This window comes from Pseudomonas sp. C321, from assembly GCF_055407105.1.
The window spans coordinates 242,467-258,663 of the sequence record NZ_JBUZRB010000007.1 but is presented as its reverse complement, the minus strand read 5'-3'; the positions used below and the strand labels follow the sequence as shown (position 1 = coordinate 258,663).

Sequence of the window (16,197 nt, the reverse complement as noted above, 5' to 3'; positions counted from 1 at the left end):
TAGTGACGGATTATTGGCATGGCGAAGACTGACGACGCAGCAACAGCAGCACCCGCACCGGCAGGCAAGGGCAAGCTCAAGCTTATCCTGCTGATTGTCCTGGCCTTGTTCCTGGCGATCGGCTTGTCGGTGGGCGCGACCTGGTACTTCATGCACAGCGCCCAGAGCAAACCGGCGCCTGTCGTAGAGGCCAACAGCAACGTCAAGCAACCGGCAATCTTCGAGCAGATGCTCCCGGCCTTTGTCGCCAACTTCAACCAGAACGGCCGTCAACGCTACTTGCAGGTGAGCATTACCCTGCTGGCGCGTAACCAGGCGGACCTGGATGCCCTCAAAGTGCACATGCCGGTTATCCGTAATAACCTGGTGATGCTGTTCTCCGCACAGAGCTTCGACAGCCTCACCACTCCGGTGGGCCAGGAGATGTTGCGCCAGAAAGCGACTGCCAGCGTGCAGGAAGTGGCTCAGAAGGAAATCGGCAAAGTCGTGGTCGAACAGTTGCTCTTCACTAATTTCGTATTGCAGTAGGATCACGACATGGCCGTGCAGGACCTGCTGTCCCAGGATGAAATCGATGCGTTGCTCCACGGCGTCGACGACGGTCTGGTACAGACCGAAATGGCTGCCGAACCCGGCAGCGTCAAAAGCTACGACCTGACCAGCCAGGATCGCATCGTCCGTGGACGCATGCCGACCCTGGAAATGATCAACGAACGTTTCGCCCGTTACACTCGTATCAGCATGTTCAACATGTTGCGCCGCTCGGCGGACGTGGCGGTGGGCGGCGTGCAGGTGATGAAGTTCGGCGAATACGTGCACTCGCTGTACGTGCCCACCAGCCTCAACCTGGTGAAGATCAAGCCGTTGCGCGGTACTGCGCTGTTTATCCTCGACGCCAAGCTGGTATTCAAGCTGGTGGATAACTTCTTCGGTGGCGACGGCCGTCACGCCAAGATCGAAGGCCGCGAATTCACCCCCACCGAATTGCGGGTGGTGCGCATGGTGCTGGAGCAGGCTTTCATCGATTTGAAAGAAGCCTGGCAGGCGATCATGGAAGTCAATTTCGAGTACATCAACTCGGAAGTGAACCCGGCCATGGCCAACATCGTTGGCCCCAGCGAAGCCATTGTGGTTTCCACCTTCCACATCGAACTCGATGGCGGTGGCGGCGATCTGCACGTGACCATGCCGTACTCGATGATCGAGCCGGTACGGGAAATGCTCGACGCCGGTTTCCAGTCCGACCTGGACGACCAGGACGAACGCTGGGTCAAGGCCCTGCGCGAAGACCTGCTGGACGTCGACGTACCCCTGAGCGCCACCGTGGCCCGTCGCCAGCTGCGTTTGCGCGATATTTTGCATATGCAGCCGGGGGACATTATTCCCGTCGAGTTGCCGGAAGAACTGATCATGCGTGCCAGCGGCGTGCCGTCGTTCAAGGTCAAGCTGGGTTCCCACAAAGGCAACCTGGCGTTGCAAGTGATCGAACCGATCAACCGTCGCTGATCAACAATTATTTTTGCTTCGCCGAGGACATGTAATGGCTACCGAACACGAGAACACTTCCGCCGAAGACCAGGCCCTGGCTGACGAATGGGCAGCGGCCCTGGAAGAAACCGGTGATGTCGGCCAGGACGATATCGACGCGCTGCTGGCCGCCGATGCCGCCACCGCACCGGCGGGCAATCGCCTGCCCCTGGAAGAGTTCGGCAGCGTGCCGAAGAACCACGAGCCGGTGACCCTGGACGGTCCGAACCTGGACGTGATCCTCGATATCCCGGTGTCGATTTCCATGGAAGTGGGCAGCACCGAAATCAACATCCGCAACCTGCTGCAACTCAACCAGGGTTCGGTGATCGAACTCGACCGCCTGGCCGGCGAGCCGCTGGATGTGCTGGTCAACGGCACGCTGATCGCCCATGGCGAAGTGGTGGTGGTTAACGAAAAGTTCGGCATCCGCCTGACGGACGTGATCAGCCCAAGCGAACGCATCAAGAAGTTGCGCTGACATGAAGCGCTTGGTGGTGGGACTGTTGTGGGCGCTGCCATTAAGCGCCTTGGCGGCTGAACCGGTGGTTCAAGCGGCAGCGCCTGCTGTCAGCAGCGGCATGGCCGGGCAACTGACCCAGCTGGTACTGGGCTTGTTGCTGGTGGTCGGGCTGATTTTCGTCCTGGCTTGGCTATTGCGCCGGGTGCAGCGCATTGGTCCGGGTAATGCCCAGGTCATCGAAGTGGTGGGTTCGCGAGCCCTTGGCCCGCGTGACCGGCTGGTGCTGGTGCAAGTGGGTGAAGAACAGGTTCTGCTGGGCATCACTCCCGGGCGCATCTCCCCGCTGCATGTACTCAAGCAGCCGGTGCACGTGGCCCAGACCCAAACGGCTACGCCGGAGTTCGCCCAGCGCCTGATGGAGTTGTTGGGCAAGGACCAGAAGGATAAGAAGTGATGCGCGTTTTATTGACGCTCATGCTGTTGCTGGCTGCGCCTCTGGCACTGGGGGCCGACCCGTTGTCGATCCCGGCGATCACCCTGGGCACCAACGCGGCCGGGGCGCAGGAGTATTCGGTCAGCCTGCAGATCTTGTTGATCATGACTGCGCTGAGCTTTATCCCAGCGTTCGTCATGCTGATGACCAGCTTCACCCGCATCATCATCGTCTTCTCGATCCTGCGTCAGGCCCTGGGCCTGCAGCAGACGCCGTCGAACCAGATCCTCACCGGCATGGCGTTGTTTTTGACGCTGTTCATCATGGCCCCGGTGTTTGACAAGGTGAACCAGCAAGCCCTGCAACCGTATCTGGCCGAGAAAATGACGGCCCAGGACGCGATCGACAAGGCCCAGGGCCCGATCAAGGATTTCATGCTGTCCCAGACCCGCTCCAGCGACCTTGAGCTGTTCGTGCGCCTGTCCAAGCGCACCGACATTGCCAGCCCTGACCAGGCGCCGCTGACCATCCTGGTGCCGGCGTTCGTCACCTCGGAACTGAAGACTGCATTCCAGATAGGCTTCATGATTTTCATCCCGTTCCTGATCATCGACCTGGTGGTGGCCAGTGTGCTCATGGCGATGGGTATGATGATGCTGTCGCCGCTGATCATTTCTTTGCCGTTCAAGATCATGCTGTTTGTGCTGGTGGATGGTTGGGCGCTGATTATCGGCACCCTGGCTGGCAGTTTTGGTGGTGTTTAGTTCGATAGGTAACGCCTCATGACCCCAGAAGTCGCAGTCGACCTGTTTCGCGAAGCGTTATGGCTGACCACCATGATGGTGGCTGTGCTGGTGGTGCCCAGCCTATTGGTGGGCCTGGTGGTGGCGATGTTCCAGGCCGCGACCCAGATCAACGAACAAACCTTGAGCTTCCTCCCGCGTCTGCTGGTGATGCTGGTCACCCTGATCGTCGCAGGTCCCTGGCTGGTGCAAACCTTCATGGAATACATCCTGCAGCTGTATGGCAGTATTCCGCAGCTGATCGGCTGATGAGCCCGCTACTGGAGTTGACCAACGCGCAGATCGGCACCTGGGTGGCCTCATTCATGCTGCCGCTGTTTCGCATCGCCGCAGTGCTGATGACCATGCCGGTGTTCGGTACTACCCTGGTTCCAACGCGAGTGCGCCTGTTTTTTGCGGTAGCGATCGCAGTGGTGCTTGTCCCTGGCTTGCCGCCGATGCCCACCGTCAATGCCCTAGACCTGAGTGCGTTGCTGCTGATTGCCGAGCAGATCCTGATCGGCGCGCTGCTGGGTTTTTCCCTGCAACTGTTTTTCCAGGCCTTTGTGATCGCCGGGCAAGTGATCTCGATCCAGATGGGCATGGGCTTCGCTTCCATGGTCGACCCCACCAACGGTGTGTCGGTGGCGGTAATCGGGCAATTTCTGACCATGCTGGTGACCTTGCTGTTTTTGGCCATGAACGGCCACCTGGTGGTATTCGAAGTGCTCACCGAAAGTTTCACCACCTTGCCGGTGGGTGAGGGGCTGGTGGTCAGTCATTTCTGGGAGCTGGTGGGTCGCCTCAGTTGGGTGCTGGGCGCCGCCTTGCTGTTGGTGCTGCCGGCGATCACCGCGCTGCTGGTGGTCAACATCGCCTTTGGCGTGATGACCCGGGCGGCGCCGCAGTTGAACATCTTCTCCATCGGTTTCCCCCTGACCCTGGTGCTGGGCATGGGGATTTTCTGGGTCGGCATGGCCGACATTCTCAATCAGTATCAACCGCTGGCCAGTGACGCCTTGCAGTTTTTACGTGATCTGGCACGGGCGCGCTGAGCCATGGCCGAGAGCGAGAGTGGTCAGGACAAGACAGAAGACCCCACGGACAAACGAAAAAAGGACTCCAGGGAAAAGGGCGAGATTGCCCGCTCCAAAGAGCTCAATACCCTCGCGGTGATGCTTGCCGGTGCCGGTGGCCTGCTGATCTACGGTGGCGGCCTGGCGATTGACCTGATGGAGTTGATGCGCCTGAACTTCTCCTTGCCTCGCGAGGTGCTGCTGGATCAGCGCTCCATGGGTATCTACCTGCTGCACTCGGGGAAAATTGCCATCCTGGCGATGCAGCCGGTGCTGGTCACGTTGCTGCTGGCAGCAATCATTGGGCCGATCTCCCTCGGTGGTTGGCTGTTTGCCGCCGGCAGCCTGGCGCCCAAATTCAGCCGGATGAACCCCGGTGCCGGGATCAAGCGGATGTTTTCGGCCAAGGCGCTGATTGAGTTGCTCAAGGCCCTGGCCAAGTTCTTCATTATTTTGTTTGTGGCTCTGGCGGTGTTGTCAGCGGATATCGACGATCTGCAGCGCATCGCCCATGAACCGCTGGAGTTGGCAATCATCCACAGCGTCCAGGTGGTGGGCTGGAGTTCACTGTGGATGGCCCTCGGCCTGTTGTTGATCGCCGCCGTCGACGTCCCGGTACAGTTGTGGGAAAGCCACAAGAAACTGCTGATGACCAAGCAGGAGGTGCGCGACGAGCACAAGGACCAGGAAGGCCGGCCGGAAGTGAAACAGCGCATTCGCCAACTGCAGCGCGAGATGTCCCAGCGCAAGATGATGTCGTCGGTTCCCGATGCTGATGTGGTCATCACCAACCCGACTCACTACGCCGTGGCCCTCAAGTACGACCCGGAGAAGGGCGGCGCACCGATGCTGCTGGCCAAGGGCAGCGACTTTACCGCCCTGAAAATCCGCGAAATCGCCGTGGCCAACGACATCCTGCTGCTGGAATCGCCGGAACTTGCCCGGTCGATTTTCTACTCCACCGACCTGGACCACGAAATTCCTGCCGGTCTTTATCTGGCCGTGGCCCAAGTATTGGCTTACGTCTATCAGATCCGCCAATACCGCGCGGGCAAGGGCAAGCGCCCAGACCCCCTCAAGGATCTGCCGATCCCACCGGATTTGCGCCGCGATTCTTGAGGCTTCTGTTGCCTGCAATGACCCTTTCTAAGTCAGGCCCCCCGTCGTAGATACCGTCTTGAACCTCATCGGGCGAGAGAACGATCTGCTCCTTCAAGCAAAAGTTGGAAGGCTTCTTGCAATGACGCCTTCACGTCGCCTTCTGGCGTCAAAAGTTTGCTTCAAGGAAACGAGGAATGCCGGTGGATCGTTCTCAAATGCTCAACAATGCCCGAGGCACGCTGACAGACCTTTCACGAGGCAATCTGGGCGTACCGTTGTTGCTGTTGGTCATGCTGGCAATGATGATGTTGCCAATGCCGCCGTTCCTGCTCGACGTGTTCTTTACCTTCAACATTGCCCTGTCCATCGTCGTGCTGCTGGTTTGCGTCTACGCCCTGCGGCCCTTGGATTTCGCGGTTTTCCCCACTATTTTGCTGGTCGCCACCTTGCTGAGGCTGGCGCTCAACGTGGCCTCCACGCGGGTGGTCATGCTTCACGGTCAGGACGGCCACGCCGCTGCGGGCAAGGTGATCCAGGCCTTCGGCGAGGTAGTGATCGGCGGTAACTACGTGGTCGGTATCGTGGTGTTCTCGATCCTGATGATCATCAACTTCGTGGTAGTGACCAAGGGCGCCGGGCGGATTTCCGAGGTGAGCGCGCGCTTCACCCTCGACGCCATGCCCGGCAAGCAAATGGCTATCGACGCCGACCTCAACGCCGGCCTGATCGACCAGAACCAGGCCAAGAACCGCCGCCTTGAAGTGGCCCAGGAAGCCGAGTTCTACGGCTCCATGGACGGCGCCAGCAAGTTCGTGCGCGGTGACGCCATCGCCGGCCTGCTGATTCTGTTTATCAACCTGATCGGCGGTATGGCGGTTGGTATCTTCCAGCATGGCATGACCTTCGGCGACGCCGGCAGGGTCTACGCCTTGCTGACCATCGGTGACGGTTTGGTGGCGCAATTGCCATCACTGCTGTTATCCACCGCTGCCGCGATCATGGTGACCCGTGCTTCGGGCTCCGAAGACATGGGCAAGCAGATCAATCGGCAGATGTTCTCCTCGCCCAAGGCTCTGGCGGTGGCGGCCGGCATCATGGCGGTGATGGGTATTGTGCCTGGCATGCCCCATGTGTCCTTTCTTTCCATGGCAGCCCTCGCGGGGGGCGCGGCCTACCTGTTCTGGAAAAAGCAGAGCGGGGTCAAGGTCCAGGCGCTGCAAGAAGTTGCACGTCAGCAGGAATTGCTGCCATCGCCGTCCCGTGCCCAGGAAACCAAGGAGCTGGGTTGGGACGACGTGACGCCTATCGACATGATTGGCCTGGAAGTGGGCTACCGCCTGATTCCCCTGGTGGACCGTAACCAGGGCGGGCAATTGCTGGCGCGGATCAAGGGCGTGCGCAAGAAGCTGTCCCAGGACCTGGGCTTTCTGATGCCCACGGTGCACATTCGTGACAACCTCGACCTGGCCCCCAGCGCCTACCGCCTGACCTTGATGGGCGTGACCCTGGCAGAAGCCGAAATCTACCCGGACCGGGAGTTGGCGATCAACCCCGGCCAGGTCTTCGGTACCCTCAGCGGCATAACCGCCAAAGATCCGGCTTTTGGCCTGGAGGCCGTGTGGATCGAAGCCAGTCAGCGCAACCAGGCGCAGTCCCTGGGCTACACCGTGGTGGATGCCAGCACGGTGGTCGCCACCCACCTTAACCAGATTCTCTACAAGCACTCCCACGAGCTGATTGGCCACGAAGAAGTCCAGCAACTCATGCAGTTACTGGCCAAAGCCTCGCCGAAACTGGCTGAAGAGCTGGTGCCGGGAATACTGTCGCTGTCGCAACTGCTCAAGGTGCTGCAAGCGCTGTTGGCCGAACAGGTGCCCGTTCGGGACATTCGCAGCATTGCCGAAGCCGTCGCCAACAATGCCGCCAAGAGTCAAGATACTGCCGCACTGGTTGCCGCGGTGCGCGTCGGATTGTCCCGCGCCATCGTCCAAAGCATTGTAGGGCTTGACTCCGAGCTACCTGTGATCACCTTGGAACCAAGGTTGGAACAAATATTGCTCAATAGTATTCAGAAGGCAGGGCAAGGCCAGGAAGAGGGCGTTCTGCTGGAGCCAAGCATGGCTGAAAAGCTGCAGCGTTCGTTGATCGACGCCGCACAGCGCCAGGAAATGCAGGGCCAGCCGGTGATTCTGCTGGTGGCAGGCCCCGTTCGGGCGATGTTGTCGCGGTTTGGACGCCTGGCAGTACCGAATTTGCACGTTTTGGCTTATCAGGAAATTCCTGACAATAAGCAAGTGACTATCGTCGCGACAGTAGGCCCCAACGGCTGAGGTAGTGGGTTATGCAAGTGAAGCGTTTTTTCGCCGCCGATATGCGTCAGGCCATGAAACTGGTTCGTGATGAGCTGGGCGCCGACGCCGCGATTATCGGTAACCGTCGCATTGCCGGCGGTGTCGAGCTGACGGCTGCCCTGGATTACCAACCCTCGGCGCTGGCGCCGCGCGTACCGAACATGGAACTGGAAGACGAGCTGCGCAAGACTGCCTCGCGCATTGTCTCGGCCCAGGCCGAATTGAGCATGCGCGGCGACAGCGACGCCACCACCAATCGCCAGTTGTTCGCCGGCCTGCCGCTGACTGCCTCCGAGCCGCTGGTGGAGCCGACCTTTGTCGAGCCACCACGTCCTGCGGCGCCCGCACAGGCCGCCCCGGTCGATCAGCGTGTGTTCGACTCGATGCGTTTTGAACTCAACGGCCTGCGTGAGCTGCTGGAAGTGCAGCTTGGCTCGTTGGCGTGGAACCAATTGCAGGGCAGCAAACCGCAACAGGCCAACCTCTGGCGCCGCCTGCAACGCATCGGCCTGTCCGGCCCGTTGTCCCGCGATCTGTTGGCGCTGACCACCGAAATTGAAGAGCCTCGCCAGGCTTGGCGCATGTTGCTGGCCCATCTGGCGCGGATGATTGCTACCCCGGAAATCGAACCCCTGGAAGAGGGTGGCGTGATTGCCATGGTCGGCCCTGCCGGCATGGGCAAGACCACCACCCTGGCCAAGCTGGCAGCCCGATACGTGCTCAAGTACGGCGCGCAGAACATCGCGCTGGTGAGCATGGACAGCTACCGCATTGGCGCCCAGGAACAGCTCAAGACCCTGGGCCGCATCCTCAACGTGCCGGTGACCCATGTCGATCCAGGCCAGTCGCTGGCCAACGCCCTCGATCCGCTGCTGCGCAAACGTGTGGTGTTGATCGACACCGCTGGCCTGCAAGCCAGCGATCCGGCCCTGCGCATGCAGCTGGAAAGCCTGGCTGGGCGCGGGATCAAGTCAAAAAATTATCTGGTGCTTGCAACAACCAGCCAAAAACAGGTTCTCACCGCTGCGTATCACAGTTACAAGCGTTGTGGGCTGGCGGGCTGCATCCTGACTAAACTCGACGAAACGGCGAGTCTGGGCGAGGTGCTGAGTTTGGCAATTAGTCATGAATTACCGGTCGCCTACCTGACCGACGGGCCGCGGATTCCGGATGATTTACATCTGCCGCGCCGTCATCAGTTGGTCAGCCGTGCTGTCAGCGTGCAAATGCAGGAAGAACCCAGTGAGGAAGCGATGGCTGACATGTTCGCGGATCTCTACCACAGTCCGGCCAAACGGGTCGGCTGAGGGCAACATGGCCTTCAATTTTAAAACGACAGTGCAAAAAAGTACCTACATCGATGGTCTGCCAGTAGTTCGCGCGACCACCTCATGTAGCCTGCGTCTAAGCAAGACAAGGTAAAGAAATAAAATGGGCAGCATGCATCCCGTACAGGTGATCGCGGTGACCGGCGGCAAAGGTGGCGTCGGGAAAACTAACGTGTCAGTGAATTTGTCCCTGGCCCTGGCAGAGCTTGGCCGCCGCGTCATGCTGCTGGATGCCGACCTGGGACTGGCGAACGTTGACGTTCTGCTGGGACTGACGCCCAAACATACATTGGCCGATGTCATCGAAGGCCGCTGTGAGCTGCGCGACGTGCTGTTGCAGGGCCCCGGCGGGGTTCGCATCGTGCCGGCTGCCTCTGGCACCCAGAGTATGGTGCATCTGAGCCCGGCGCAGCATGCGGGCCTGATTCAGGCCTTCAGCGATATTGGCGACAACCTCGACGTGCTGGTGATCGACACCGCCGCCGGGATTGGTGAGTCCGTGGTCAGCTTTGTGCGCGCAGCGCAAGAAGTGTTGCTGGTGGTCTGCGACGAGCCCACCTCGATCACCGACGCCTACGCCCTGATCAAACTGCTTAACCGCGACTACGGCATGAACCGCTTTCGCGTGCTGGCCAATATGGCCCAAAGCCCGCAGGAAGGACGCAACCTGTTCGCCAAGTTGACCAAGGTCACGGATCGCTTCCTCGATGTCGCCTTACAATATGTTGGCGCAGTTCCCTATGACGAGTGTGTGCGCAAGGCTGTGCAAAAGCAGCGTGCAGTCTATGAAGCATTCCCTCGTTCGAAGTGCGCACTGGCGTTCAAGGCTATTGCTCAGAAGGTCGATACTTGGCCGTTGCCCGCCAATCCCCGGGGGCATCTGGAGTTTTTCGTCGAGCGATTGGTGCATCAGACGAGCGCAGGACCGGTGTTATGACAGCCAGCGGCTATAACCTTTACAAAAGTTCGGCTCGTGATAGCCAAGGCGAATTGATTGAGCGCTATGCGCCCTTGGTCAAGCGCATTGCCTACCACTTGCTGGCACGCTTGCCCGCCAGCGTCCAGGTCGAAGACCTGATCCAGGCAGGCATGATCGGCTTGCTCGAAGTGTCGACCAAATATGACGCGAGCAAGGGTGCGAGTTTCGAGACGTATGCGGGTATCCGTATCCGTGGCGCGATGCTCGACGAAGTGCGTAAAGGTGATTGGGCGCCGCGTTCGGTCCACCGCAATACCCGCATGGTAAGTGACGCAATTCGCTCAATTGAAGCAAAAACCGGTCGTGACGCTAAAGATCACGAAGTTGCGGCCGAACTCCAATTGAGTCTCGACGATTACTACGGGATTTTGAACGATACCTTGGGCAGTCGCTTGTTCAGTTTCGACGACCTGTTGCAGGACGGCGAACATGAAGGGCTGCATGAGGACGGCGCGAGTGCTCATCTTGAACCGTCGCGCGATCTGGAAGATGAACGCTTCCAGGGCGCACTGGCGGACGCGATTGCCAATTTGCCGGAGCGTGAGCGACTAGTGTTGGCGCTGTACTACGACGAAGAGCTGAACCTCAAGGAAATCGGTGAGGTCCTGGGGGTCAGCGAATCGCGGGTCAGCCAGTTACACAGCCAGTGCGCGGCCCGCTTGCGGGGGCGTTTGGGAGAGTGGCGAGCGCGCTGACAGGCAGTGTGGGGACACTGCGAACGACACCGTCCATGCTCTTGGTGTGGGCGGGTTAGCCCATGGTGTACCCCAGCAGTCCTTTTTGTGTAACGCCTGTTGATTGAAATGGCGCGCCAGGTGCTGGACGCGTTTAAGACTGCTTGGAGGTCGAATTGGACAAGAACATGAAAATCCTCATCGTTGATGACTTCTCAACGATGCGGCGGATCATAAAAAACCTGTTGCGTGACCTTGGGTTCACTAACACGGTCGAGGCGGATGACGGCATTACAGCGATTCCGATCCTCAACAGCGGGAGCATCGACTTTCTGGTAACCGACTGGAACATGCCGGGCATGACCGGTATCGATTTGCTGCGTCATGTGCGCGCTGATGAAAAACTGCGCAGCCTTCCCGTGCTGATGGTGACCGCCGAAGCCAAGCGTGAACAGATCATCGAAGCCGCCCAGGCCGGGGTCAACGGCTACGTGGTCAAGCCATTCACCGCATTGGCCTTGAAAGAGAAGATCGAAAAAATCTTCGAACGCATCAACCATTGATGTCGCCACGGGGGAGCTATGGAGCATAACGAATCATCGCAGGCCGATTTCGAATCGACCCTGAAAAAACATGCTCACCAGTTGGTCGAAAGCCTTGAAAAAGGCCGGTTCGGCGATGCGGTGCAGTTGATCCATGAGCTTAACCAGACCCGTGATCGCGGCCTGTATCAGGAAGTGGGCAAACTCACCCGTGAGTTGCACAGTGCAATCGTCAATTTTCAGATTGACCCGCACATGCCCCAGGCCGAAGAAATCTCGCAAATCACCGATGCCACCGAACGCCTGTCCTATGTGGTCAGGCTGACTGAGGCGGCGGCGAACCGCACCATGGATCTGGTGGAAAACGCCACGCCTCTGGTCAACGGCATGTCCAATGAAGCCAAGGCGCTGGGCACCGACTGGGGCCGTTTCATGCGCCGGGAAGTGGGCGCCGAAGAATTTCGTGAGCTGGCGCGTCGGGTCGAAGGGTTTCTGTCGCGCAGTGAGCAGGAAAACCGCACGGTTTCCAGCAACCTCAACGACATTCTGCTGGCCCAGGATTACCAGGACCTCACCGGCCAGGTGATCAAACGAGTGACCCAACTGGTCACTGAAGTGGAAAGCAATTTGCTCAAACTGGTGCTTATGGCCGGGCAGGTGGATCGTTTTGCCGGTATTGAACATGACCGCGAAGCGATCCTCTCGGAAAAAGATCCACAAAAACACCTCGCCAAGGGTGAAGGTCCGCAGATTCATGCCGATAAACGTGAAGACGTTATGTCAGGGCAAGATGACGTAGACGATTTGCTGTCCAGTCTTGGATTTTAGGAGCACACGTACATGAGCTTCGGCGCCGATGAAGAAATCCTTCAGGATTTTCTTGTAGAGGCCGGCGAAATTTTGGAGCAACTGTCCGAGCAACTGGTTGAGCTGGAAAGCCGACCGGATGATGCGAACCTGCTCAATGCAATTTTTCGCGGTTTTCACACTGTAAAAGGGGGCGCCGGCTTCCTCCAGCTCCATGAGCTGGTGGAGTGCTGTCACATCGCCGAGAACGTGTTCGACATCCTGCGCAAGGGTGAGCGGCACGTCGACTCGGAATTGATGGACGTGATTCTGGAAGCATTGGACGCGGTCAACGGCATGTTCAGTGAAGTGCGCGAACGTGCACCGATCACTGCCGCCACCCCGCAACTGCTGGCCGCTCTGGCGCGCCTGGCAGAACCGGCTGCCAATGCACCTGCACCTGCACCGGTGGCTGAACCTGTGGCCGAGCCTGAGGGTGATGTCACTGACAGCGAATTTGAACAACTGCTGGACTCGCTCAATGCCGTCAAGGCCCAGGCTGAGGCTCCGGTAGCCGCGACACCAACAATGGTGCCGACTACCGAAGACATTACCGACGACGAGTTCGAGTCGTTGCTCGACCAGTTGCATGGCAAGGGCCAGTTTGCCCCCGACGCCGTGGCGGCGACGCCCGCTCCAGTGAAAGCGGCTGCACCTGCCAGCAATGAAATCACCGACGACGAATTCGAAGCATTGCTGGATCAGTTGCATGGCAAGGGCTCGTTTGCCGCTGAAGCGCTGCCGGCAGTCGCTGCGGCTGCTGCGCCAGCCGCACCCGCTGCCGATGGCCTGATCTCTGATCACGAGTTCGAATCCCTGCTCGATGACCTGCATGGCAAGGGCAAGTTCTCCGACGTCGCACCTGCCGCTGCTGCCACGGCCACGGCCGCTGTTGCCACACCGGCTCCGGTTGCCGCCAAGGCCGCTGCGCCAGTGGCTGCGAAACCTGTGCCTGCCCCGGCCCCAGCGCGAGCACCTGCTGCCCCCACCCCGGACAAGCAACCCGTCAGTGAAGCCGAAACCACCGTACGGGTTGATACCGCACGGCTGGACGACATCATGAACATGGTCGGCGAGCTGGTGCTGGTGCGTAACCGTCTGGTGCGCCTGGGGCTTAACAGCGGCGATGAAGCCATGCAAAAGGCTGTATCGAACCTCGACGTGGTCACCGCTGACCTGCAAACCGCCGTCATGAAGACCCGGATGCAGCCGATCAAGAAAGTCTTCGGCCGCTTCCCGCGCCTGGTTCGCGACTTGGCTCGGCAGTTGAAGAAAGAGATCAACCTGGAACTGGTGGGCGAAGAAACCGACCTCGACAAAAACCTTGTCGAGGCCCTGGCCGACCCGCTGGTCCACTTGGTGCGCAACGCAGTTGACCACGGCATCGAAACCCCGGAAGAACGTGAAGCAACGGGCAAGACCCGTGGCGGCAAGGTGATTCTGGCGGCGGAACAGGAAGGCGACCATATCCTGCTGTCCATCTCTGATGACGGCAAAGGCATGGACCCGAACATTCTGCGGGGCATCGCGGTCAAGCGCGGCGTGATGGACAAGGACGCCGCCGACCGCCTGACGGACACCGAGTGCTACAACCTGATTTTCGCACCGGGTTTCTCGACCAAGACCGAGATTTCCGACGTGTCCGGCCGTGGCGTGGGCATGGACGTGGTGAAAACCAAGATCAGCCAGCTCAATGGCTCGATCAATATCTACTCGACCAAGGGCCAGGGCTCGAAGATCGTCATCAAGGTGCCGTTGACCCTGGCGATCATGCCTACCCTGATGGTGATGCTGGGCAACCAGGCCTTCGCTTTCCCGCTGGTCAACGTCAACGAAATCTTCCACCTCGACCTGTCGCGCACCAACGTGGTGGACGGCCAGGAAGTGGTGATCGTGCGCGACAAGGCGTTGCCACTGTTCTACCTCAAGCGCTGGCTGGTGGCCTCGGCCAAACATGAAGAGCAGCGCGAAGGCCATGTGGTGATTCTCTCCGTGGGCACCCAGCGTATCGGCTTTGTCGTCGATCAACTGGTAGGCCAGGAAGAAGTGGTCATCAAGCCTTTGGGCAAAATGCTGCAGGGAACCCCGGGCATGTCGGGTGCGACCATTACCGGTGACGGTCGGATCGCACTGATTCTCGATGTTCCGAGCATGCTCAAGCGTTACGCCGCACGGCGTATTTGATTCTGGCTGGGCGGGGCGGTTGTCCCTCGCCCCGCCTAACGGAGTGGTTATGGTAGTCAAGGTTCTGGTGGTGGATGATTCGGGTTTCTTCCGCCGCCGCGTCTCGGAAATTCTTTCAGCGGATTCCAATATCCAGGTGGTCGGAACGGCCACCAACGGCAAAGAGGCGATCGATCAGGCTCTGGCGTTGAAGCCGGACGTGATCACCATGGACTACGAGATGCCGATGATGGATGGCATCACCGCTGTGCGGCACATCATGCAGCGCTGCCCGACCCCGGTGTTGATGTTCTCCTCGCTGACCCACGAAGGCGCGCGAGTGACCCTCGATGCGCTGGACGCTGGCGCCGTGGACTTCCTGCCGAAGAATTTCGAAGACATCTCGCGTAACCCCGAGAAGGTCAAGCAGATGCTCTGCGAGAAGGTGCACAGCATCTCGCGCAGTAATCGCAGCAGTTTCAGGGCTGCGGCGCCTGCCCCGGTGGCAGCACCTCCCGTGGCGCCGAGCACGTTCGGTCGCGCGGCACCTGCACCGGTTGCGCGCGCTGCTGTGGCGCCGGCTCGTGCAGCGGCACCCAGCCCCCATTCGCCGGCCCCCAAGCGCAAGGCTTATAAGTTGGTTGCCATCGGTACGTCCACCGGCGGTCCGGTAGCCCTGCAACGGGTGTTGACTCAACTGCCGGCGAACTTCCCGGCACCTATCGTGCTGATCCAGCACATGCCTGCCGCGTTCACCAAGGCTTTCGCTGAGCGTCTGGACAAGCTGTGCCGCATCAGCGTCAAGGAAGCCGAGGATGGCGACATCCTGCGCCCTGGCCTGGCCCTGCTGGCCCCAGGCGGCAAGCAAATGATGATCGACGGCCGTGGCGCGATCAAAATCCTGCCCGGTGACGAGCGCCTGAACTACAAGCCCTGCGTGGATATTACCTTCGGTTCCGCCGCCAAGTCCTACGGCGACAAAGTTCTGGCGGTGGTGCTCACCGGCATGGGCGCCGACGGTCGCGAAGGTGCGCGCCTGCTCAAACAGGGCGGCAGTGCGATCTGGGCCCAGGATGAAGCCAGCTGCGTGATCTATGGCATGCCCATGGCCATCGTCAAGGCTGACCTGGCAGACGCCGTCTACAGCCTGGACGACATCGGCAAGCACCTGGTGGAGGCCTGTCTCTGATGGATGTGTTGAGCCTGTTGGGCATCATCCTCGCATTTGTCGCCATCATCGGCGGCAACTACCTGGAAGGCGGCCATCTCGGCGCCCTGGCCAACGGCCCGGCGGCGTTGATCGTGATAGGCGGTACCGTGGGGGCGGCGTTGTTGCAGTCGCCCCTGAGTTCGTTCAAGCGCGCCATGCAGATCCTGATATGGATTATTTTTCCGCCGCGTGTGGATTTGCCAGGCGGCATCGACCGGGTGGTCAACTGGAGCCTCACGGCGCGCAAGGAAGGCCTGCTGGGCCTTGAGGGCGTGGCAGATGCCGAGCCCGACAACTACGCGCGCAAAGGCCTGCAATTGCTGGTGGATGGCGCCGAGCCGGAAGCCATTCGCAGCATCCTGGAAGTGGACTTCTGCACCCAGGAAAGCCGCGACATCAATGCTGCCAAAGTCTTTGAAAGTATGGGCGGCTACGCGCCGACCATTGGCATCATCGGTGCGGTCATGGGCCTGATCCATGTGATGGGCAACCTGGGCGACCCTTCGCAACTGGGCAGCGGTATCGCCGTGGCGTTTGTCGCCACCATCTATGGCGTGGCCAGTGCCAACCTGCTGCTGTTGCCGGTGGCCAGCAAGCTCAAGTCTATCGCCATGCGCCAGTCCCGTTATCGCGAGATGCTGCTCGAAGGCATCCTGTCGATTGCCGAGGGCGAGAACCCGCGCTCCATCGAATTGAAGCTCCAGGGCTTCATGGATTGATGG

General features: G+C 59.8%; 17 protein-coding genes. All 17 read left to right on the top strand.

Translation table 11 applies throughout. From position 1 onward, the window contains the following. Positions 1-18: 18 nt before the first annotated feature. The 17 genes from fliL (at position 19) to ACZRJ6_RS21215 (ending at position 16,194) form a co-directional block, all read left to right on the top strand. On the top strand, positions 19-528 hold the full coding sequence (fliL, locus tag ACZRJ6_RS21295; RefSeq protein WP_463969624.1) for a flagellar basal body-associated protein FliL: 510 nt from the start codon (positions 19-21) through the stop codon (positions 526-528). A 9-nt stretch (positions 529-537) separates the two neighbouring features. Continuing rightward, positions 538-1,506, top strand: coding sequence for a flagellar motor switch protein FliM (fliM, locus tag ACZRJ6_RS21290; protein WP_094950748.1), 969 nt, complete (start codon positions 538-540; stop codon positions 1,504-1,506). Between the two features lie 34 nt (positions 1,507-1,540). After that, positions 1,541-2,008: a flagellar motor switch protein FliN gene (gene fliN / locus ACZRJ6_RS21285; RefSeq protein ID WP_133099140.1), complete on the top strand. Its 468-nt coding sequence runs from the start codon at positions 1,541-1,543 to the stop codon at positions 2,006-2,008. Position 2,009: 1 nt separating this feature from the next. Further along, on the top strand, positions 2,010-2,444 hold the full coding sequence (gene fliO / locus ACZRJ6_RS21280; protein ID WP_463969625.1) for a flagellar biosynthetic protein FliO: 435 nt from the start codon (positions 2,010-2,012) through the stop codon (positions 2,442-2,444). Beyond that, positions 2,444-3,187, top strand: coding sequence for a flagellar type III secretion system pore protein FliP (gene fliP / locus ACZRJ6_RS21275; RefSeq protein ID WP_149411394.1), 744 nt, complete (start codon positions 2,444-2,446; stop codon positions 3,185-3,187). Before fliO ends, fliP begins: the two co-directional genes overlap by 1 nt. 18 nt (positions 3,188-3,205) lie before the next feature. After that, complete coding sequence (gene fliQ / locus ACZRJ6_RS21270) at positions 3,206-3,475, top strand: flagellar biosynthesis protein FliQ (RefSeq protein ID WP_463969626.1); 270 nt, start codon at positions 3,206-3,208, stop codon at positions 3,473-3,475. Then, positions 3,475-4,260 (top strand): flagellar biosynthetic protein FliR, encoded by a 786-nt coding sequence (gene fliR / locus ACZRJ6_RS21265; protein WP_463969627.1) that lies wholly within the window; start codon positions 3,475-3,477, stop codon positions 4,258-4,260. The genes fliQ and fliR overlap by 1 nt, the downstream gene beginning before the upstream one ends. A gap of 3 nt (positions 4,261-4,263) precedes the next feature. After that, positions 4,264-5,400, top strand: a complete 1,137-nt coding sequence (gene flhB / locus ACZRJ6_RS21260) for a flagellar biosynthesis protein FlhB (RefSeq protein WP_149411396.1) — start codon at positions 4,264-4,266, stop codon at positions 5,398-5,400. Between the two features lie 176 nt (positions 5,401-5,576). After that, positions 5,577-7,712 carry a flagellar biosynthesis protein FlhA gene (gene flhA / locus ACZRJ6_RS21255; RefSeq protein WP_463969628.1) on the top strand — a complete coding sequence of 712 codons (2,136 nt, stop codon included), beginning with the start codon at positions 5,577-5,579 and terminating at the stop codon, positions 7,710-7,712. Positions 7,713-7,723: 11 nt separating this feature from the next. Then, positions 7,724-9,040, top strand: coding sequence for a flagellar biosynthesis protein FlhF (flhF, locus tag ACZRJ6_RS21250; RefSeq protein ID WP_463969629.1), 1,317 nt, complete (start codon positions 7,724-7,726; stop codon positions 9,038-9,040). Positions 9,041-9,164: 124 nt separating this feature from the next. Further along, positions 9,165-9,998, top strand: coding sequence for a flagellar synthesis regulator FleN (fleN, locus tag ACZRJ6_RS21245; RefSeq protein ID WP_460134917.1), 834 nt, complete (start codon positions 9,165-9,167; stop codon positions 9,996-9,998). Next, the gene (gene fliA / locus ACZRJ6_RS21240) at positions 9,995-10,735 is read left to right on the top strand and encodes an RNA polymerase sigma factor FliA (protein WP_133099133.1); all 741 of its coding nucleotides are present in this window, start codon (positions 9,995-9,997) and stop codon (positions 10,733-10,735) included. Before fleN ends, fliA begins: the two co-directional genes overlap by 4 nt. 167 nt (positions 10,736-10,902) lie before the next feature. Further along, positions 10,903-11,277 (top strand): chemotaxis response regulator CheY, encoded by a 375-nt coding sequence (locus ACZRJ6_RS21235; RefSeq protein ID WP_178114421.1) that lies wholly within the window; start codon positions 10,903-10,905, stop codon positions 11,275-11,277. 18 nt (positions 11,278-11,295) lie between these two features. Further along, complete coding sequence (locus tag ACZRJ6_RS21230) at positions 11,296-12,084, top strand: protein phosphatase CheZ (RefSeq protein ID WP_463969630.1); 789 nt, start codon at positions 11,296-11,298, stop codon at positions 12,082-12,084. Between the two features lie 12 nt (positions 12,085-12,096). Next, complete coding sequence (locus tag ACZRJ6_RS21225) at positions 12,097-14,286, top strand: chemotaxis protein CheA (RefSeq protein WP_463969631.1); 2,190 nt, start codon at positions 12,097-12,099, stop codon at positions 14,284-14,286. Positions 14,287-14,335: 49 nt separating this feature from the next. Further along, a complete protein-coding gene (locus ACZRJ6_RS21220) occupies positions 14,336-15,454 on the top strand; it encodes a protein-glutamate methylesterase/protein-glutamine glutaminase (protein WP_463969632.1) in 1,119 nt (372 codons plus the stop codon). After that, complete coding sequence (locus ACZRJ6_RS21215; protein ID WP_463969633.1) at positions 15,454-16,194, top strand: flagellar motor protein; 741 nt, start codon at positions 15,454-15,456, stop codon at positions 16,192-16,194. Before ACZRJ6_RS21220 ends, ACZRJ6_RS21215 begins: the two co-directional genes overlap by 1 nt. Positions 16,195-16,197: the final 3 nt, after the last annotated feature.